Origin of the sequence: Sagittula salina (assembly GCF_017813235.1) — a bacterium.
Taxonomy (GTDB): domain Bacteria; phylum Pseudomonadota; class Alphaproteobacteria; order Rhodobacterales; family Rhodobacteraceae; genus Sagittula; species Sagittula salina.
Genome location: NZ_JAGISH010000007.1, coordinates 24,094 through 42,322 on the forward strand (window position 1 = coordinate 24,094; position 18,229 = coordinate 42,322).

The window sequence follows — 18,229 nt, forward strand, 5'->3', positions numbered from 1 at the left end:
TATTTGGACCAAGAAGCAGGGGCCCGTGCGACAGAGCGCGGGCCTTTCGTTTTGCGGGGGCTTTGGGTATTGCCGTGGGCGAGGGACAGAACGGGGTGAGCGTGGCCTATCTGGACGTGGAATGCAGTGTGTCGGGGCGGCGCTGGGTCGGGCCCGGTGTCGAGGCGGAGCGGCAGGCCGAACTGATCGCGCAGAGCAGCGGGCTGGCGCGGCCGCTTTGCGCAGTGCTGGCGCGGCTGGGCGTGCCGGTGGAGGACTGCGCCGCCTACCTCGAACCCAGGCTGCGCGACCTGTTGCCCGATCCCCGGTCCCTGAAGGACATGGAGACGGCCGCATCGCGTTTCCTGCGCGGGGTCAAGGGCCGTGAGCGCATTGCGATCTTTGCCGATTACGACGTTGACGGCGGTAGTTCTGCGGCGCTGTTGATCGACTGGTTGCGGCAGATGGGGCGGCAGGCGACGCTTTATATCCCGGATCGCATCGACGAGGGGTACGGGCCGAATGAACCGGCCATGGCGGCGCTGGCGGCGGAGCATGACCTGATCGTCTGTGTGGACTGCGGGACGCTGTCGCATGACGCCATCGCCGCCGCCAAGGGCGCCGATGTCATCGTTCTGGACCACCACCTGGGCGGAGAGACGCTGCCCGACGCGGTGGCCGTGGTGAACCCGAACCGGCAGGACGAGGACGGGGCGCTGGCGCATCTTTGTGCCGCGGCAGTGGTCTTTCTCATGCTGGTGGAGGCCGGGCGGCAATTGCGCGCGGAAGGGGTGGCGGGGCCTGACCTGATGGCGATGCTCGACCTTGTGGCCTTGGCGACGGTGGCGGATGTGGCGCCGCTGAAAGGCGTCAATCGGGCGCTGGTGCAGCAGGGGCTGAAGGTCATGGCAGGGCGCGCGCGTCCCGGGCTGGTGGCGCTGTCGGACGTGGCGCGGCTGGACCGGGCGCCGGAGGCCTATCATCTTGGGTTTGTTTTGGGGCCGCGGGTCAATGCGGGCGGACGGATCGGCGCGGCGGATCTTGGAGCGCGGCTTTTGGCGACGGATGATGCGACAGAGGCGCAGGCGCTGGCCGCGCGCCTGGAGGAGCTGAACGCCGAGCGCCGCGAGATCGAGGCCGAGGTGCGCGCGGCGGCGCTGGCGCAGGCGGAGGCGCGCGGGCTGGACGGGCCGCTCGTCTGGGCGGCGGGCGAGGGCTGGCACCCGGGCGTGGTGGGCATCGTCGCCTCGCGCCTGAAGGAGCAGACCAACCGGCCGGCCATCGTCATCGGATTCGACGGGGCAGAGGGCAAGGGCTCCGGGCGCTCTGTGGCCGGAGTGGACCTTGGCGCGTCCATCCAGCGGCTGGCGGCCGAGGGGTTGCTGATCAAGGGTGGCGGTCACCGCATGGCCGCTGGCCTGACCGTGGCGGGCGATATGCTGGAACCGGCGATGGAGCGGCTGGCCGAACTGCTCGCGAAGCAGGGCGCGGGTACCAGCGGCCCGTCGGATCTGCGCATCGACGGGCTGGTGATGCCCGGAGCGGCGCAGGTGGAGCTGATCCGCGATCTCGAGCGCGCAGGGCCGTATGGGCAGGGCGCTTCGGGTCCGCGATTCGTGATCCCCGACGTGCGGATCGGCTACACAAAGGCGGTTGGCAGCGGCGGCCACCTGAAATTCACCTGCGACGATGGGCTGGGCCACCGGCTGGAAGGCATCTGCTTTGGCGCGATGGACGGACCCTTGGGGCCCGCGCTGAGCGGACACAACGGGCGGCGGTTTCACCTTGCCGGACGGCTGGAGGTCAACAGCTGGCAGGGTCGCAATTCGGTCCAGCTCCGGCTGGAGGATGCAAGCCCCTGCCACGACTGACCCCGGTGCAGACACTCTGCCTGCCCCATGGCCGCCCCGCCGCAGTCCCCTTACGGGCCATGTCGGAGCCATGTCGGAGCCGGGCCGGATGCGGGTCCGGATGCAAGGTTGGAACCGGCGCCAGACCCCGGTCCACGCCGGAAACCACCCGGCAGACATCGGTCAAAAAATTGCGGCCAGGGGGGCATTTTTGCCCTTGCACGGGCGGCGGGGTTCCCATATCAGACGCGTCACTGACCAAGTGGCCCGTTCGTCTATCGGTTAGGACGCCAGGTTTTCAACCTGGAAAGAGGGGTTCGATTCCCCTACGGGCTGCCACTTATCCCCGCGTATCGCCGGGTGGGTTCGGTCGGATGCGGTCGCTTGTGCCGCGCCGGATAGGCGAATCAAGCGCCGAGTGGCCCGTTCGTCTATCGGTTAGGACGCCAGGTTTTCAACCTGGAAAGAGGGGTTCGATTCCCCTACGGGCTGCCACTTCCCCACCCGATCCCCTTATTTCATTGGGCTTCCGGTTAGGAAGTGTCCCACGGCAGTAAATTCGTGGGACACTTGGGTATCAGGTGGCCTTCTCGCGGCGCCCGAACGCCTTCGCCGCGAGACGTGCCCGCTCGAACTTCTTCGTGTAGATCTCAGCGGTTTTCACGTCGCTATGCGAGAGCAAAGCCATCACTTCATACACAGAACCGCCCTGCTCGGCGATTTCTTCGGCGCGCGCCTTGCGGATGCCATGCTGCGACCGGGCGGCCTTCTTTACCGTCTTTCCTCCAGCGTCCGTGTCGATCGTGCAAAGACCGGCTTCAACGATCCATTTCCGCACACGATTGCCGAGACTCCCCGGCGATGCGAAAGGCTCGCCCTGCTCGGTGAGCAGGTAGGTGCTTGCGTCAGCAGGAAGCCCGGCAAGTTCGACCATCAGTTCGCCGCTCATAGGCACTTCAACATGCTAGGACCCCTTCTTGCTTGGCTGCCAGGATATTAGCTGGCGATCAGCCCGAAACACCTCATGGCGAGGGCCGAGAAGGTGAGTGTCTCCGATGCGCCCAGCAGTGTCATTTACGAGCAGGAACCAGCGGCGGGCCATAGTTCCAGAACCATGACGGTTCAGAAACGCAATCTTGTCTTCCGCTGTCCAAGCCACAGCCCCACCCTTGGATTTGTGCGGATTTGTGATTTCATACACGTGCCCTTCGTGTTCGAAACCGCTATCCTCGCCCCACCGGTATGCCGCCCGCAGGGCCTTGAGGCAGGTGCCTGCTGCCCCGGCTCTGACTCCCAAGGAATCCCGGATATGTGTGAAGGCTTCCTTCGGCATAGTTACTTTTACGGCTCCCATGCGGGCCTTTCGGTTTCGCGTCAGACAATCACAGGCTTGGCGCAGGCCACGCTCTCGGCTTTCCAGTGTTTTCTGGTTGAGGTTGCCGGCCGCGACCTGGGTGTGCATCCAGGCCACATACCGTTCCCGCAGCTCATCCAGCGAGCCGCTAACCGGTTTTGAAGCGTGATCCTGGACCAGTTTCTGCCCGAACCGGGCGGCCTCGTAATACACCTGAAAGTCGGGATGCTCCGGGCCAAACGAAATCGTGATCCTTCGCTCTTTTTCGCCCTCAACGCGCACGCGCCAACGCTCGTTGCCTGCCCCGGTTTTCTCTTTGCAAAGGCCGGGGAAGTCGACTTTGATTTTCATGCAACCGCCTCCCAATCCAGCGCCGCTTCTTTAGCCGCCTTCCTCTGGTCCGCCTCGTCCACCACTTGGGCCGGGAAATGGATATCCACGTGGAATCCACCGTCTGCATTGACATGAACCGCCCCCGGAGTGAGGCCAGCGGCGACGATGGCCTTGATGGTGTTGCCGATAGAAGCTTGGGAGGGTTTTGCAGCGGGCATGGTTGACGACTTTCGTATTTCCTCGCCGAATGGCGCGAGACGTTTCAGTGCCTGCGAGCAGCGGATGCTGCTCGCAGGCGGGAGTTGGGTCGCCTCCAAAAAACCGAAAAATGGTTTGGTTTGATTGCTGCTTCGCCGGTGCCGGAGCACTGCCGGAAGCCGTTTGAGGCAAGGTCTGGTTTCCGAGAGGTCCGTCAAGCCAGCGGCATTTATTGCCCTCTCTGGGCGGCTGATCGGGGAGGTGTGGCCATCTCTCGAGAGTTCCAGCCGAGGGCCCGGATGGCGGCCGAGGGTTTCCCCTCGACGCGGCTGGTTAGGGGAGCAAGGAAGCGGCCAATCGCTCAGCTTCTTTGAGCCGGAGGACCGCCCCAATTCGGTCTGCCAGGGCGTTCAATGCCGTTTGGAGCACCCAGAGCGCATGTCCACGCTCCGTGGTTTCAGCCTCCTCCCAGCCGTCCGAGATGCAGCACTCGTCGTGGACGAACTACCTCCGAGTTTCGCTCTCGATCTCGACATCGAGGATCTGGGCGAGACGCCGCAGTGAAGCCACATTGCTTTTCGATAGGCTCCCCTGCGCCAGCGCTCCGTGCAGCGCGCCGCAATCGGGGGACGGCGGGACCATCATGACACCACCACCGAGCGGCAAACGCGGTCGGCAGCAGCAATTCAGCGACGCCGCCATTCAGACCTGTCTGACCCTGAAAGTCCTGTTTGGCCTGCCGCTGCCGCAAACCACGGGCTTCGTGGAAAGCGTGTTTCGTTTGGTTGGGCTGGACTGGCAGGTGCCCGACTTCAGCACCTTGTGCCGTCGTCAGAAGATCCTGAATGTGAGCTTGCCATGTCGTGGCGGCACCGGCCCGCTCAGCCTCTTGATCCCTTCCGTGACATCACTGCGTAATGCACTGCCGGGCATTGGACAGCACCGGCACCAAGGCGGAGGGCGAAGGCGAGTGGAATGCCCGCAAGCATGGTGGCCCCAAACGCCGGATATGGCGCAAGATACACCTCGGGATCGACGAGGAGACGTTGGAGGTTCGGGCCGTCGAGGTCACCACCAGCCCTGTCGGTGATGCGCCGATGCTACCGGAATTGCTCGCTCAAATCCCGTCTGGAAAGGACATCGGATCAGTGACCGCCGACGGGGCCTGCGACACGCGCAAAGGTCATGACGCGATTGCCGCGCGAGGCGCCCATGCCGTCATCCCGCCCCGCAAAAACGCCAAATCATGGAAACCCGCCAGCGCCGGGGCCATCGCCCGGAACGAAGCGGTCAACGCATCGCGATACCTGGGCCGTGCCCTGTGGCGGCGGTGGAGCGGATATCACCGCCGGAGCCGTGTCGAGAGCAAGATGAACTGCATCAAACTGCTCGGCCAATCCCTGATGGCACGAGACTTCGAACGGCAGGTCGCGGAAATCCAGCTCCGTGTCGCCGTGCTCAACCGCTACACCGCTCTCGGCATACCTGTCACAGAGGCTGCAGGCCAAATCCGTCCGGGGAAAGGGGAACTCTGCCCCTCAACTGATTTGTGCAACAAAGCCCCTCTTTGGCCGTTTTGAATTGTTCAAGTTGCTTGACCTGCTCTTGCAGCCGGAGGGTTCCGGTTCGTGGGCTACGCGGCCCCTCCTCCGGTAAGAGCATTCGATAAGGCTCATGTGGAGGAACCTCTGCTCCGTCCTCTTTGAAGCTTTCTTTCGGGGCCGTGAGAATGTTCTCCCTTACCCACATTGTCGCTTAAATCCCTGTAGGTAAGTTTCGGAACTTCGAATTCGTCTCGCTTCGCCGTCAAACGCATTCCTCTAACACGCTGGAACAGCACAGAACTTCCAGGACGAACAGCCCTCCAGGGCTGCGGACGTGGAGTTGCTCCGTGCAACATCACCAAGGTTTCGGAAGCGACTTTGGCTAAAGGGCCAGAGCAGAAAGAAAAAAGGCGCAAGAACCTGGTGTTTTTCGCGAATTTCGGAAGCGGAAGTCGGAAAAACCTGATAAATTACTGATTTTGCAGTGAAAAAATATTGCATCACAAAGGGCCAGAGGCGGCCTGGGTTCTTTCTCTTGGAACACTCCCTCCGGACCAGCGAGGATACTCACTGGACCAGCGCCCTGCTGCTTTGCGAAAGCTCCCATAAGTGTCGAGCTTTCAAAGCACAATTGGTGCGTTGATCTCGGCAAGAGAGACCTTTCCTTTGCTACTGGAACACTTTCTGGAACGCCATAAGTCATTGTTTGCAAGGAAAAACGAGGTCCTCTCGTAGACGGCGGCCGCTGAACTGAGCCTTTTGAGGACAGACCGATTTTCGGCGCAAAACTCCCGTTGCCCCACTCGGTTGTGTTCGGGGCATTGTGGAATGTCACAAGTCATAGGCCAAGTTATTGAAATGGATGAAGATGTATGGACATTGGGTTCTATTCCGATACGGGCTGCCATTCATTCTCCGCATCGACAGATCTGCATTTAACCTCAACACGGGGGCAACGCTTGATCCGCTTGGCGCGCCCCGCAAAGGAAAAAGCCCCGCGCGCGGCGGGGCCTTCCATCTGTCAAATGCCGGGTGTCGCGTCGGGTCAGCGCGTCGGGAAGGACACGCGCAGGGCCACGGTTTCCATGCCGGGGTTGTCGTCGTAGATGCCCGCGTTGGACCGATGGTCATAGCTCAGCGCCATGCGCCAGCCGTTGCGGGCCTCCCAACCCAGTTCTACGCCGGACCGGAATTCCAGCGGCCCGCCAAGGTCGAAGCCGCCGTTGTCAAAATAAAGCCCCGGCATGGCATGCAACTGGCCGTAGAAGGGTGTCATGCCGAAATTGACCGTGTAGGTGTGACCGAAGCCGACCCAGGTTTCGCCGTTCTCCGCAACCGAGAGGCCCACGGCCTCGCCGAAGGGGCCGCGCTTGTAGGGCAGGTCGTAGCGGAAGTAGATCTCGTTCATCGCGGAGGCGCGGCGTTCCAGAACCTGGCCCGCGGAAATCATCACGCGGGGCTCGGCGTCGGTCTTGCCGAGGCAGCCGTTTGCGGTGCCGCAATGGTTCATGCTCATGTCAGTCAGGCCCAGCAAGAGCATTGCGACTGCGAAGGTTCCGTCTGCCATTTCCCGACTCCCGTTTTGCCTGTCGTTGATTGAACAGAATTGCCCGACTGTCCAGAGGGCGGGCGCGATTCGGGGGAAGCCGCCCGGCAGGCGCGGTTTCCCCGTCACGTTCAGCCGTCCAGGGTCATTCCTTGAACGGCGGGAAGCGATAGCGGTAGTTGGCTGCGTCCCAGTCCATGTGGTTGCGCACGTATTCCGTGGTGGCATCACGCGGCGGATTGTAGTCCCAGTGCTCTCCGGCGCCCGCCTCCATCGCGGCGTGCAGCGCGCGGCGGGACCGCTGCGTCCTCATCACGTTGTTGCGCAGGGTGGCGCTGTCCCAGCGCGCGGCGACCTCGGCGGCAAAGCCTGCCGCCGCCTCCGCATAGGCAGGGTCGTCGGCGAGGTTGACCCTTTCCAGCGGGTCACTGGCAATGTCGTACAGCAGCGGCGGATCAGGATCGCAATGGACGAATTTCAGGGGCCCGCGACGGATCATGTAGACCGGCCAAGGCGTCATCTCGGCGCAGTATTCCCCGATGGCCTCGTCGATCGGATCGGCCTCTCCCCGCGCCAGTGGCATGAGTGATCGCCCGTCGATCGGCTCGCCCAGTATTTCCGTCGACCCGCCTGCGGCATCCAGGAAGGTCGGCAGCATATCGACCAGCGAGCAGGCATTGGGCGCTGCGCCCTCCGCCACCCCCGGCCCGGCCATCACCAGCGGGATGCGGGCGGAGTGTTCGAAGAAGGTCATCTTGAACCACAGCCCGCGTTCGCCCAGCATGTCGCCGTGGTCGGCGGTGACGATGACCAGCGTGTTGTCCAGTTCGCCGATGTCCTCCAGCGCCTTCACCACGGCACCGACCTTCGTGTCGAAGTAGGTGACATTGGCGAGGTAGGCGCGCCGGGCGCGCCGGGTCTCCTCCTCCGAGAGCGGCTTGTACGACGCCTCGATCCCGTCCATCACCCGGCGCGACCCGGGGTCTTGCTGTTCGGGTTTCAGGACGAAGGCGGGCATGTCCACCGCATCGTCCGAATACATCTCCCAGAACTCGGGTTTCGCGACATAGGGGTCGTGCGGGTGAATGAAGCTGGCCACGAGGAAGAAGGGCGCCGCGTCACCCGCTAAGCGATCGCGGCCTCGGTCGATCAGCCAGCGGCGGGCGGCGAATTCCACCTCATCATCGTAATCCGTCTGATAGGTGGCCACCGCGACGCCGCTTTCCTTTACGGTCTGCATGTTGTGATACCACTTGTCGATGCGCTCGTCGGGGGCCTCCCAATCCGGGGTCCAGGCGAAATCGGCGGGGTAGATATCGGTCGTCAGCCGGTCCTGAAAGCCGTGCTTCTGGTCAGGGCCGACAAAATGCATCTTTCCTGACAGGCAGGTGCGATACCCCAGCGCCTTGAGGTAATGCGCAAAGGTTGGCGTAGAGGCGCGGAACTCAGAGGCATTGTCGTAGGCGGCGATCCGGCTGATGTGCTGCCCCGACATGAAGGCGAACCGCGACGGTGCGCAAAGCGGAGAATTGCAGTAGGCGGCGTCGAAGCGCATGCCGCGCGCGGCGAGCGCGTCAATATGCGGGGTCTTCACTGTCGGGTGGCCGTAAGCGCCGACGAAATGCGGCGCGAGCTGGTCGGCCATGATGACGACGATATTGGGGGTCTTCATGATGTCTCCTGGTGTGCGGGCGTGACGGAAAGGTATGTCGGCCCGCTCAGGGCGGCGGCTGGTACATCATGCATTTGCGGTGAAGGGACGTCATGGCGCCATCCTTGCACCGGCTTCGGGTGCAACGCCATCGCTGATCCGTACAGTTTCAGACAAATCGTCGGCAGCGTCGGGCGTCGGTTAACCCAGCGCAAAGAGAAGCCTGCGAATGTCGCCAGAACGATGCCCGGCTCGGCGGGTGGCGAAGTCAGAGGTCCAGCATGCCCCGTGTCCTGATCATCGATTCGAACGTTCAGCGTGCGCAGGCCACGGCCCAGCTGCTGCGCAGCCGGATGGGGGAGGGCGCGGGCAAACGGGTGCTGACAAGCCGCGGCGATATCGAGAACGCGCTGGAGCAGGCGGAACCGGCCGATTGCTATCTGATCGAGCACCCTCTGGATGGGATCTCGGCCTTCGACGTCATGGAGCGGATTCTCGAAAACGATCCCTTTGCGGCGATCATCATGACCTCCGTCGGCGGGAAGGAGCAGTGCGCCATCCGTGCCCTGAAGCGCGGCGCGATGGATTTCTATGTCCGCAGCAATTTCACCGGTGCCGGGCTGGAGAGGGCGGTGCGGCACGCGGTGGACCGCGCTCTGCTGAAACGCCGGATCGAGGATCAGCAGGACAGCCTGCGCAGTTTTACCTACATGCTGGTACATGACCTGCGCGCGCCCTTGCGCTCTGTTCGGGGCGGTATCGCCATGCTGGAAGAAGACCTGCCATCCGACGTGGCCGGGCAGAATGCCGACACGATGCATTTCATCCGCGATGGCGCGGAACGAATGGATCGCCTGATCCTCGGGCTTTACCGGCTATGTCAGGTCGACAGCGCCCGCCTGCAGACTGCTCCGGTGGGTCTGGATGACATCGTGGCGGATTTGCGTGCGACATTGAGCGCGGACCTTGCCGCCCGCCACGGGTTGATTGTCGCGCGCGGCCCCCTGCCTGAGGTCCATGCCGATCGAATGCAGTTGTCGCTCCTGCTGCAGAACCTCGCGGCCAATGCGCTGAAGTTCAACCGATCGCAGGCCCCCAGGGTCGAAATCTCCTGTACGGAAACCGCCGCCGGCTGGCGCATCGAGGTGGCCGATAACGGCATCGGTATCGCCCAAGAGGACGTGGCCAGAATTTTCGAACCTTTCCAACGGCTTCATCCGTCCGAAGCGTTCGAGGGGACGGGGCTGGGCCTCGCGACCTGCATGCGTATCGCGCGGCGCCACGGGGCGCGGCTGAACTGCCGGTCGGCATTGGGGGAGGGCACCGTCTTCACGCTGGAACTGCCGCGCCAGGCGGTCGAAGGCGGGCGGGCGGGATCGGCCGGGCCCGGCGCCACGACGGCGCGGGCCAGCTGAGTCGGGCAATCCGCGTGCCTTGCGGGACGTATCCCGCGGCAGGCCCCCGCGCACCTGTCACCCCCGCCTTGTAACTCCGGCCATGATGCTTAGAATAGCACCCAACCCAGAGACCGTCAGGCGGCCCGCAAGCGTGGCCGCTTTTTCAGTAGGATACTTCGATGTCGTGGACCGATGAACGCGTAGAACTGCTCAAGAAGATGTGGTCGGAGGGCCAATCGGCCAGCCAGATCGCCAAGGAACTGGGTGGCGTGACGCGCAACGCGGTGATCGGCAAGGTGCACCGCCTCGGCCTGTCGAACCGCGCTGGTGCCGCGCCCGCCCCGGAGACGAAGCCGGAGCCTAAACCGGCTCCCGCCGCCGCAAAGCCGAAGCCCGCGCCGAAGCCGGTCGAGGCAAAGCCCGAATCCAGACCGGAGCCTGCTCCGGTCGCCGCGGCACCCTCGCCATTGCCCGCGCGCAAACAGATCATCCCGGCGGGCCAGCCGTTGCCGCCGCAGCCCTCGGCCAACGAGATCAGCCCCGAGGCGCTGGCCAAGGTCAGCGAAGTGGAGAAGAAGGCGAAGAGGCTCACCTTGATGGAACTGACGGAGCGCACTTGCAAGTGGCCCGTGGGTGACCCCGCGACAGAGGATTTCTGGTTCTGCGGTCTGCCCGTGCAGCAAGGAAAACCCTACTGCGAGGCGCATGTGGGGGTGGCGTTCCAGCCAATGTCCTCGCGTCGCGACCGCCGCCGCTGAACCGTCCCGCATCGGGAAAACGAATGTCGGGAAAACGAATCGCGCCGAGGGTCTCGGCGCGATTTTGCGTTTCAGCGTCAGCCTCCCTCAGATTCGATGCCGACCGGTTCCAAACCAACTCCCGCCCTATTCGGGTCCGCTGATCTCCAGCACGGTCCTGCCGTACCAGTCAGCCACGGCACGGATTTCCTCGTCGGTCATTTCGGCGGCGATCTCGGACATGATCTCGTGCGTGCGCTTGCCGTTGCGGAATGCCTTCAGCTGCGTGTCGATGTAGATGTTGACCTCTCCGGCGAGGTTCGGCGCCTCCGCCAGCAGCGCGATGCCGTCCGCCCCGTGGCAGGCTGCGCAGGCCTCCGGCGCATCCTCCGCGCTCACCCCCTCGGGCAACGCGGCCGTCGCGGTATGGCTGGCGTACCAGGCCGCGACATCCGCGATCTGCTCTTCCGAAAGGCCACCGGCGACCACGGACATCATCTCGTGCTCCCGCGCCCCGGTCTTGAAGGCCATTAGCTGCGATTCAAGGTATGCCGCCGGTTCGCCGCCGATGTTCGGGGCGATAGGGATCTGCGCCTTGCCATCGAGCCCATGGCAGGTGCGGCACATGTTCGCGACCTTGCGCCCCGCTTCCGCGTCAGCGGCCAGCGCGGGGGTGCCCCCGGCGAGCGTCAGCCCGCCGAGGAAGGTCAGTACCAGAGGCCTCATTCGGTCTTCGGCTGGTAGGCGATGCGCCAGATCGCGCCCGCGAAGTCGTCCGAAACCAGCATCGACCCGTCCGGCAGGAAGGCGATGTCCATCGGCCGCCCGCGGTACTCCCCGGTGCTTTCGTCCAGCCAGCCGTCGGCAAAGACCTCCGTCCCGGCGGCGTTGCCCTCTTCGTCGAGCGCGGTGAACATCACCCGTGCGCCAACCGGCGTGGTGCGGTTCCACGATCCGTGCTGCGCCGAGAAGATCCCGCCCTGATACTTGTCGGGGAAGGAATCGCCGTCGTAGAAGCGCATCCCCAGATCGGCGGCATGCGCCTGCATGTTGACCTGCGGTTCGGTGAACTCGACGCCCTCGGGACGCGCCACGTGCTTGTAGTCGGGAAGCTCCACCTCACCATTGGTCCAGGGGAAGCCGAAGTGCTGGCCCGCCCGCGTCTGCCGGTTCAACTCGCCCGGCGGGATGTCGTCGCCCATGCCGTCGACCTGATTGTCGGTGAACCACAGATCGCCGTTCTTCGGGTTGAAGTCATGGCCGACGGAGTTGCGGATGCCACGGGTGTAGACCTCGCGCCCGGTGCCGTCGGTGTTGACGCGAATGATGCCGCCGATGCCGATCTCGTCGTACATGCTCAGCTTGTCTTCGGGCTGCACGTTGTAGGGCTGGCCCAGCGAAATGTAGAGCTTGCCATCCGGCCCGACGCGGCAGACCCGCGCGGTGTGGTTGAAGCTTTCTTCCTCGGCCGGGACCAGATCGCCCTTGCCGACGACCACGCCCACCGCCGGGTCCGGCCCTTCAAAGAAGAACTCCGCCGCCGGGAAGGTCAGCACCCGGTTGCGTTCCGCGATGTAGAGAAAGCCGTCCGGCGAGAAACACGGCCCATTCGGCACGTCGAAGGTGATCGAGGGGGCGAAGTCGAACACTTCATCGGCCACGCGGTCGCGGTCACGGTCGACCACGGACCAGACCTTGTCCTTGCGGGTGCCGACAAAGGTCACGGTCCCCTGCGGCGCCACCGCCATAGACCGCGCATCGGGTACCACGGCGTAGAGGCTCACCTCGAATCCGTCGGGCACGTTGATATGGCCGATGATGCTTTCCAGCGCCTCGGCGCGGTCGCCTTTCTGATCGATATGGGTAAAGGTGGCATCGGTCCGCTGCATGTTGGACAGCTTGTCCATGTTATCCTGCGCCATGGCAGGAGCAGCCAGAATGGTTCCAAGCATCAGGCCCGGAATAAGTCGTTTCGTCAGCATTGTTTTCCTCCCTTTGCGGGGCCGCGCGATCCTTGTCTCCCGTCGCCGCGTGGCTCCCCTCACAACTGTGGAGAGGGGGTTGACGCCGAGTCAATGTAAACTTTCGGACGGCTTTACCGGGGGCTCTGGGGGACGTAGCGGCGCGGGGGCTTCCCCGGCGGCGCCGGCTCGCTTATATGCCGCACATGCAGAATCCTCCCGATCTCCGCCCCGACCTGGCGCGCGCCCGCATATCCGAGACGAAACGTGACGGCCAGCCGACCATCGGCATGGTCTCCCTCGGGTGTCCGAAGGCCCTGGTGGACAGCGAACGCATCCTGACGCGTCTGCGCGCCGAGGGTTACGGCATCTCGGCCGATTACGCCGGAGCCGACGCGGTGATCGTGAACACCTGCGGGTTTCTCGACTCTGCAAAGGCCGAGAGCCTCGAAGCCATCGGGGAGGCCCTGAACGAGAACGGCAAGGTTATCGTGACCGGCTGCCTCGGGGCAGAACCCGAATACATCACCGGCGTGCACCCGAAGGTTCTGGCCGTCACCGGCCCGCATCAGTACGAGCAGGTTCTCGATGCGGTGCACGGTGCGGTGCCGCCCGCGCCCGATCCCTTTGTCGATCTGCTGCCCGCGACGGGTGTCAGCCTGACGCCGCGCCACTTCAGCTACCTGAAGATCTCCGAGGGCTGCAATCACAAGTGCAAGTTCTGCATCATCCCCGACATGCGCGGGAAACTCGCCAGCCGCCCGGCGCGCGCCGTGCTGCGCGAGGCGGAAAAGCTGGTCGAGGCCGGGGTGAAGGAGCTTCTGGTCATCAGTCAGGATACTTCCGCCTATGGCACCGACTGGAAGGACCGCGAGGCGAAGTTTCCCTTCATCGACCTGGCCCGTGATCTGGGCGAACTCGGCGCATGGGTGCGGCTGCATTACGTATATCCCTATCCGCATGTGCGGCAGGTGATACCGCTGATGGCGGAGGGCAAAGTGCTGCCCTATCTCGATATTCCGTTTCAGCACAGCCACCCGGAGACGCTGCGCCGCATGGCGCGCCCCGCCGCTGCCGAACGCACGCTGGAAGAGATCGCCGCTTGGCGCGCGGATTGTCCGGACATCGCGTTGCGGTCTACCTTCATCGTCGGCTACCCCGGCGAAACGGAGGCGGAGTTCCAGCACCTGCTCGACTGGATGGACGAGGCACAACTGGATCGCGTGGGCTGCTTCCAATACGAAAACGTCGAGGGCGCGCGGTCGAACGCGTTGCCAGATCACGTCCCGGAGGAGGTAAAGCAGGACCGCTGGAACCGCTTCATGGAAAAGGCGCAGGCGATTTCAGAGGCAAAGCTGGCCGCGAAGGTCGGTCGAACCCTGCAGGTCATCGTCGACGACGTGGACCCGGACGGCATCGCCACCTGCCGCACCAAGGCCGACGCGCCGGAGATCGACGGCAACCTCTTTATTGATGAGGGCGCCGACCACCTGACCCCGGGCGAGATTGTCACGGTCGAGGTAGACGAGGCGGGCGACTATGACCTTTGGGGCCGGCTGGTCTGATCCGACCCGGCCCATCGGGCATGGCCGCGCGCCGACGCGTGGCCCGCGCTACTCCAGCACCCGGGGATAGACCTCCGCGCCGTCGCCGTCGCCGTCACCTTCGTCCAACGGGCGGTTGTGCGGGTCTGGAAGCACGCCCAGCGACATCGCCAGCGCCGCCAGTTCCGCGCGGTTGCAGGCGCCTGTCTTGGCAATCAGTGCGCTCAGCCGCTGCCGAACCGCGGAGACCGTGATGCCCAGCGTGCGCGCGATCTCCTTGTCCAGATAGCCCGCTCCGATCATCTCCAGCAGTTCCCGCTGTTTCGGCGTCACGCCGTTACGCACAAAGAATTCCTCGCTGAAGTGCTGCATGTAGCGCTGGTGCGCGGCCCATGCCCCCACGGTCAGCGTCCAGCATTCCGCCTTCAGGATCTCCAGCAGTGCCTCGCGGTCGTGATCTCCGATAAAGGACAGCATCGCGGCGGAGGGGGGCGCGGTCTGGCGCAGGGGGATGGCGATGCCCGCCCGCAACCCGCGGTCGGCGGCGGCCTGCAGGACCGACAGCCGGTCCGGCGGCAGGTCGGGGTAGTCCTCGCGGAACTCCAGCCCGACGCACAAAGGCGTCAGATGGCGCAACCCGTGCACCCGGAAATAGGACCCCCGGAATTGCTCCGAATCCTGGTTCATGGCGTGCAGCCACGTGGCGTCATAGGAGTTGCGGACAAAGAGCGTGCGCTTCCAGTGGCGCCAGTCGCTGGCCGAGATGAAGTCGATTGAGGGCAGATTCACGTCGCGCCCCAGCTGCATGAGCAGCTCCCAGACCTCGTTGGAGGAGCGCGTGCTCTCCAATCCGCGCAGAAAGCGCTGGCCGCGCTCGGGAAAGAAGGTCTCTGCCGGGCTCAGGGGTACAGCGTCAGCGGACGGTTTCATCTTCGAGGTGCAGCTTGATATCGATCAGCACTTTCTGGATCTGGAGGGTTTCTGTCAGCAGGCGCTTGGCTTCGTTGGCAGTGATGACGCCGTCGGTGATCGACTGGTGATATTCGGCCATCAGCATGGCAAAACGTTGCGACAGCACGATCACATCGGCGTTCATGCCACCCGGCGCGCCGGCGTTGGGACGATCGTCGGGGAATTGCAGGGTGATGCCCTTCAGTTCGGCCAGCGCGGCGGTGACATGCGGATAACTGGCGGCCTCTTCCAGCCGGGCCACCGCATCAACCGGCATGAAGCGGTCGCAATGCTCGGCGTGTTCGGAATAGTAGCGTCCCAGCGTCGCCTTCGATTTGCCGGTCAGTGCGCAGGCCGCTTCTATGCCGACATCCTTGACCAGCGCCTCCGTGTGTTTCTTCATGTAGCGCGCAACGCTCGACATCTCATCTCCCTGCTCGTCCCGGGGGATCGTTTCCCCGTTCCCGATCTTCGCCCGGTCATCGCAAAATCCTTGATTTGTCAACGGCGGTCAAGGTCGAGGGGAGCACTTGCGGCGCTTCTCGATCCCGGATGCCTGCGCTGCATCTTGCCCTTGGCTGTCGGGTGGCGCAAAAGCACGTCATGGCCAAGCTGCACTTCCACTACTCCACAATGAACGCCGGCAAGTCGACTCTCCTATTGCAGGCGGCACACAACTACAACGAACGCGGGATGGAAACCTACCTGTTGATCGCGGCCTTTGACGACCGCGCAGGCAGGGGGCGGATCGGCTCGCGTATCGGCCTCGCGCGCGAGGCTGACGTGTTCGGCGACACCACCGATCTGTATGCCATGATCGAGGCGCGACTGGCGTGCGGTCCTGTGGCCTGCATATTCCTCGACGAGGCGCAGTTCATGACCGCAGAGCAGGTCTGGCAACTGGCCCGCGTGGTGGATGACCTGAACGTGCCGGTGATGGCCTACGGGCTGCGGGTGGATTTCCGGGGAGAGCTTTTCCCCGGATCTGCGGCGCTGCTGGCGATTGCCGACGTGATGCGCGAGGTCCGCACCATCTGCCATTGCGGGCGCAACGCCACCATGGTGATCCGGCGCGGGCCGGACGGCCACGCGCTGATGGATGGCGCGCAGGTGCAGGTCGGGGGGAACGAGACCTACGTTTCGCTCTGCCGCCGCCACTGGCGCGAGGAAGTCGGGCGATGATGCGCCGGGGCGATCTGTCGATCCGTCCCGCAACGCCCGCCGATGCGCCCCGCGTCCGCGAGATCACCGAAGCGGCCTATGCCCGTTACATCCCCCGCATCGGCCGCCGCCCCGCGCCGATGGACGCCGACATCGCGGCGCAGATCGTGGCGGGCGCGCTGCAGGTGCTGGAAACGGGAACGGTGCTGGGGGCGGTGGTTTGCTACCCCGACGGCGATGCCATGCACCTTGAGACGCTGGCCGTCGCGCCGGAGGCCACGGGCCAGGGCCTTGGTCGGGCGTTGATCGCGCATGTGGAAACGCAGGCCGCGCGCCTCGGACTGGCGAAGGTCACTCTCTATACCAACGCGAAGATGACGGAGAACCTCGCCATATATCCACACCTTGGATACTCGGAAGTCGGTCGGCGGACCGAGGATGGTTTCGACCGGGTTTTCTACGAAAAGACCCTGCGCGCGCCCTGACGGCACGGCAGGTCAGGAAAAGCGGGTCAGGAGAAGAGGGTCATGCCCGTTCCACCAGAACCGAGCCCACCGAATACCCCGCCCCGAAGGAACAGATCACCCCCCGGTCGCCCGGCTTCAGGTCGTCCGAATGCTTGGAAAAGGCGATGATCGACCCGGCGGACGAGGTGTTCGCGTAGTCCTGCAGGATGTTGGGCTGCTCGCCCTCTTCGGGCTCGCGGCCCAGCACCTTCTTGCCGATGAAATCGTTCATCGTCTTGTTGGCCTGATGCAGCCACAGCCGTTTCAGCCCGTCGGCCTCCCACTTTTCCGCCGCCATGTGGTCCGCGATATGGGAGGACACGAGCGGCAGCACTTCCTTGAAGACCTTGCGCCCGTTCTGCATGAACTGCATGTCGCGCCGGTCGTCCATCTGGTCATGGGTGCGCCGCAGGAACCCGTTGTTATTGCGGATATTGTTGGAATACTGCGTGGCGCAGCGCGTCGACACGATGTCGAACCGCGCGCCTTGCGCGTCCTCGGCGCGTTCCAGAACCAGCGCCGTGCAAACGTCGCCAAAGATGAAATGACAATCCCGGTCCCGCCATTCGAGGTGGCCCGAGCAGATCTCCGGGCAGACCACCAGCGCGCGCCGCACCGATCCCGACCGGATCATGTCCGCCGCCGCCTGAATGCCGAATGTGGCGGAGGAACACGCCACGTTCATGTCGAACCCGAAGCCCGCACAGCCCAGCAACTGCTGGATCTCGATCGCGATCGCCGGGTAGGCGCGTTCGTGGTTCGAGGCCGCGCAGATCACGAGGTCGATGCCGGAGGCCTCCAGCCCTGCCATCTCCAGCGCCCTGGTGCAGGCATCGACCGCCATTTCCGCCATGTAAGAGGGCGCGTCGTCTTCGCGTGCGGGCAGCCGGGGATACATCCGCGTAGGGTCCAGAACGCCGTCCTTGTCCAGCACATGGCGCTGCTCGATCCCGGAGGCATTGAGGATGAAGCCTGACGAGGAATGCGGCATCGGTTCCAGATCGCCGCCCGCGATCTCGGCGGCGCGTTCCGCGTTCCAGTTGTCGGCATAGGCGTTGAAAGCCGCGACCAGCTCATCGTTGGTGATCGTCTGCGACGGGGTAAAGACTCCGTGGCCGGTGATGGCGGGCTGATGCATGGCGTTACCTCCGTTGAGCGGTCAGAATCGCCAAGGGGCCTGCCGAGTCAACCCGGCGCGTGGCGGAACCCCTGACGGTCCGCCGCGTTTCCTCCCCAAGGTTGCAACCCGCAGGAGCGTTCCATGTACCGTCTGTCCTTCTTCATGGCCCATATGGCCGGTGCCAGTATCGCAGGTGCCGCGCTTGTCGTCTTCTTTGTTTTCGGCTGGTACAGCTGGTGGGCTTTTGTCGCGGCCGGGGTGCTGGGCCTCGTTACGGCATGGCCGGTGGGAAAGGCCGTATCCGCCCGGATCAAGAAATCCGACCCGACGTGGAGCTATCGGCGCGACGCGCCCATCCCGTCCGACACGGTGGCGCGCCACAACAGCCCGGTCTGAG

Annotated in this window: 17 protein-coding genes, 2 tRNA genes and 1 pseudogene; 10 read left to right on the forward strand and 10 right to left on the reverse strand. The window is 64.3% G+C overall.

The window, feature by feature from the left end; all coding sequences use genetic code 11:
• Positions 1 to 101: 101 nt before the first annotated feature.
• The 3 genes from recJ (at position 102) to J5474_RS12970 (ending at position 2,324) form a co-directional block, all read left to right on the forward strand.
• Entirely contained in the window at positions 102 to 1,850 is a 1,749-nt protein-coding gene (gene recJ, locus J5474_RS12960; protein ID WP_209361587.1) for a single-stranded-DNA-specific exonuclease RecJ, read from the forward strand.
• A gap of 243 nt (positions 1,851 to 2,093) precedes the next feature.
• Positions 2,094 to 2,168, forward strand: a tRNA-Glu gene (locus tag J5474_RS12965).
• Positions 2,169 to 2,249: 81 nt separating this feature from the next.
• Positions 2,250 to 2,324, forward strand: a tRNA-Glu gene (locus J5474_RS12970).
• A gap of 82 nt (positions 2,325 to 2,406) precedes the next feature.
• Here J5474_RS12970 and J5474_RS12975 read toward each other — a convergent pair.
• Genes J5474_RS12975 through J5474_RS12985 form a run of 3 tightly spaced genes read right to left on the reverse strand, consistent with a single transcriptional unit; the run spans position 2,407 to position 3,932 of the window.
• Positions 2,407 to 2,778, reverse strand: a complete 372-nt coding sequence (locus J5474_RS12975) for a site-specific integrase (protein WP_209361349.1) — start codon at positions 2,776 to 2,778, stop codon at positions 2,407 to 2,409.
• 15 nt (positions 2,779 to 2,793) lie between these two features.
• The gene (locus tag J5474_RS12980) at positions 2,794 to 3,534 is read right to left on the reverse strand and encodes a hypothetical protein (protein ID WP_209361350.1); all 741 of its coding nucleotides are present in this window, start codon (positions 3,532 to 3,534) and stop codon (positions 2,794 to 2,796) included.
• Positions 3,531 to 3,932 (reverse strand): hypothetical protein, encoded by a 402-nt coding sequence (locus tag J5474_RS12985; protein ID WP_209361351.1) that lies wholly within the window; start codon positions 3,930 to 3,932, stop codon positions 3,531 to 3,533. Before J5474_RS12985 ends, J5474_RS12980 begins: the two co-directional genes overlap by 4 nt.
• A gap of 437 nt (positions 3,933 to 4,369) precedes the next feature.
• On the opposite strand from J5474_RS12985, the pseudogene J5474_RS12990 reads away from it, so the two are divergent.
• Positions 4,370 to 5,294: pseudogene (locus tag J5474_RS12990) on the forward strand (IS5 family transposase); the annotation flags it as partial.
• 1,009 nt (positions 5,295 to 6,303) lie between these two features.
• Here J5474_RS12990 and J5474_RS12995 read toward each other — a convergent pair.
• Together J5474_RS12995 and betC are read right to left on the reverse strand one after the other, a co-directional pair.
• Positions 6,304 to 6,825 (reverse strand): acyloxyacyl hydrolase, encoded by a 522-nt coding sequence (locus tag J5474_RS12995; protein ID WP_209361352.1) that lies wholly within the window; start codon positions 6,823 to 6,825, stop codon positions 6,304 to 6,306.
• Positions 6,826 to 6,949: 124 nt separating this feature from the next.
• The gene (gene betC / locus J5474_RS13000; protein ID WP_209361353.1) at positions 6,950 to 8,476 is read right to left on the reverse strand and encodes a choline-sulfatase; all 1,527 of its coding nucleotides are present in this window, start codon (positions 8,474 to 8,476) and stop codon (positions 6,950 to 6,952) included.
• Between the two features lie 260 nt (positions 8,477 to 8,736).
• Between betC and J5474_RS13005 the strand changes: the two genes are divergently transcribed.
• Entirely contained in the window at positions 8,737 to 9,870 is a 1,134-nt protein-coding gene (locus J5474_RS13005; RefSeq protein ID WP_209361354.1) for a sensor histidine kinase, read from the forward strand.
• Between the two features lie 161 nt (positions 9,871 to 10,031).
• Entirely contained in the window at positions 10,032 to 10,610 is a 579-nt protein-coding gene (locus tag J5474_RS13010; RefSeq protein ID WP_209361355.1) for a GcrA family cell cycle regulator, read from the forward strand.
• A 126-nt stretch (positions 10,611 to 10,736) separates the two neighbouring features.
• On the opposite strand, the gene J5474_RS13015 is transcribed toward J5474_RS13010, so the two are convergent.
• Together J5474_RS13015 and J5474_RS13020 are read right to left on the reverse strand one after the other, a co-directional pair.
• On the reverse strand, positions 10,737 to 11,315 hold the full coding sequence (locus tag J5474_RS13015; protein WP_209361356.1) for a c-type cytochrome: 579 nt from the start codon (positions 11,313 to 11,315) through the stop codon (positions 10,737 to 10,739).
• Positions 11,312 to 12,571: a PQQ-dependent sugar dehydrogenase gene (locus J5474_RS13020; RefSeq protein WP_425342887.1), complete on the reverse strand. Its 1,260-nt coding sequence runs from the start codon at positions 12,569 to 12,571 to the stop codon at positions 11,312 to 11,314. The genes J5474_RS13015 and J5474_RS13020 overlap by 4 nt, the downstream gene beginning before the upstream one ends.
• A 176-nt stretch (positions 12,572 to 12,747) precedes the next feature.
• Here J5474_RS13020 and rimO point away from each other — a divergent pair, with 176 nt between their 5' ends.
• Entirely contained in the window at positions 12,748 to 14,115 is a 1,368-nt protein-coding gene (rimO, locus tag J5474_RS13025) for a 30S ribosomal protein S12 methylthiotransferase RimO (RefSeq protein WP_209361357.1), read from the forward strand.
• 48 nt (positions 14,116 to 14,163) lie between these two features.
• On the opposite strand, the gene J5474_RS13030 is transcribed toward rimO, so the two are convergent.
• On the reverse strand, positions 14,164 to 15,024 hold the full coding sequence (locus J5474_RS13030) for a helix-turn-helix transcriptional regulator (RefSeq protein ID WP_209361358.1): 861 nt from the start codon (positions 15,022 to 15,024) through the stop codon (positions 14,164 to 14,166).
• Positions 15,008 to 15,469 (reverse strand): hypothetical protein, encoded by a 462-nt coding sequence (locus J5474_RS13035; RefSeq protein WP_209361359.1) that lies wholly within the window; start codon positions 15,467 to 15,469, stop codon positions 15,008 to 15,010. Before J5474_RS13035 ends, J5474_RS13030 begins: the two co-directional genes overlap by 17 nt.
• Before the next feature lie 179 nt (positions 15,470 to 15,648).
• Between J5474_RS13035 and J5474_RS13040 the strand changes: the two genes are divergently transcribed.
• Entirely contained in the window at positions 15,649 to 16,227 is a 579-nt protein-coding gene (locus J5474_RS13040) for a thymidine kinase (RefSeq protein WP_209361360.1), read from the forward strand.
• Positions 16,224 to 16,691 (forward strand): GNAT family N-acetyltransferase, encoded by a 468-nt coding sequence (locus J5474_RS13045; RefSeq protein ID WP_245216448.1) that lies wholly within the window; start codon positions 16,224 to 16,226, stop codon positions 16,689 to 16,691. Before J5474_RS13040 ends, J5474_RS13045 begins: the two co-directional genes overlap by 4 nt.
• 40 nt (positions 16,692 to 16,731) lie before the next feature.
• On the opposite strand, the gene J5474_RS13050 is transcribed toward J5474_RS13045, so the two are convergent.
• Positions 16,732 to 17,850 carry a beta-ketoacyl-ACP synthase III gene (locus J5474_RS13050; RefSeq protein WP_209361361.1) on the reverse strand — a complete coding sequence of 373 codons (1,119 nt, stop codon included), beginning with the start codon at positions 17,848 to 17,850 and terminating at the stop codon, positions 16,732 to 16,734.
• A 123-nt stretch (positions 17,851 to 17,973) separates the two neighbouring features.
• Here J5474_RS13050 and J5474_RS13055 point away from each other — a divergent pair, with 123 nt between their 5' ends.
• The gene (locus tag J5474_RS13055; RefSeq protein ID WP_209361362.1) at positions 17,974 to 18,228 is read left to right on the forward strand and encodes a hypothetical protein; all 255 of its coding nucleotides are present in this window, start codon (positions 17,974 to 17,976) and stop codon (positions 18,226 to 18,228) included.
• Position 18,229 lies beyond the last annotated feature (1 nt).

Bases quoted from the DNA above. Each gene is read 5' to 3' on its own strand.
- J5474_RS12995 (WP_209361352.1), bottom strand. From the start codon at position 6,825: ATGGCAGACGGAACCTTCGCAGTCGCAATGCTCTTGCTGGGCCTGACT.
- J5474_RS13035 (WP_209361359.1), bottom strand. From the start codon at position 15,469: ATGTCGAGCGTTGCGCGCTACATGAAGAAACACACGGAGGCGCTGGTC.
- J5474_RS13045 (WP_245216448.1), top strand. From the start codon at position 16,224: ATGATGCGCCGGGGCGATCTGTCGATCCGTCCCGCAACGCCCGCCGAT.
- J5474_RS12975 (WP_209361349.1), bottom strand. From the start codon at position 2,778: ATGAGCGGCGAACTGATGGTCGAACTTGCCGGGCTTCCTGCTGACGCA.
- J5474_RS13005 (WP_209361354.1), top strand. From the start codon at position 8,737: ATGCCCCGTGTCCTGATCATCGATTCGAACGTTCAGCGTGCGCAGGCC.
- J5474_RS13030 (WP_209361358.1), bottom strand. From the start codon at position 15,024: ATGAAACCGTCCGCTGACGCTGTACCCCTGAGCCCGGCAGAGACCTTC.
- J5474_RS13020 (WP_425342887.1), bottom strand. From the start codon at position 12,571: ATGCTGACGAAACGACTTATTCCGGGCCTGATGCTTGGAACCATTCTG.
- J5474_RS13050 (WP_209361361.1), bottom strand. From the start codon at position 17,850: ATGCATCAGCCCGCCATCACCGGCCACGGAGTCTTTACCCCGTCGCAG.
- betC (WP_209361353.1), bottom strand. From the start codon at position 8,476: ATGAAGACCCCCAATATCGTCGTCATCATGGCCGACCAGCTCGCGCCG.
- J5474_RS12980 (WP_209361350.1), bottom strand. From the start codon at position 3,534: ATGAAAATCAAAGTCGACTTCCCCGGCCTTTGCAAAGAGAAAACCGGG.
- rimO (WP_209361357.1), top strand. From the start codon at position 12,748: ATGCCGCACATGCAGAATCCTCCCGATCTCCGCCCCGACCTGGCGCGC.
- J5474_RS13015 (WP_209361356.1), bottom strand. From the start codon at position 11,315: ATGAGGCCTCTGGTACTGACCTTCCTCGGCGGGCTGACGCTCGCCGGG.
- J5474_RS13055 (WP_209361362.1), top strand. From the start codon at position 17,974: ATGTACCGTCTGTCCTTCTTCATGGCCCATATGGCCGGTGCCAGTATC.
- J5474_RS13040 (WP_209361360.1), top strand. From the start codon at position 15,649: ATGGCCAAGCTGCACTTCCACTACTCCACAATGAACGCCGGCAAGTCG.
- J5474_RS13010 (WP_209361355.1), top strand. From the start codon at position 10,032: ATGTCGTGGACCGATGAACGCGTAGAACTGCTCAAGAAGATGTGGTCG.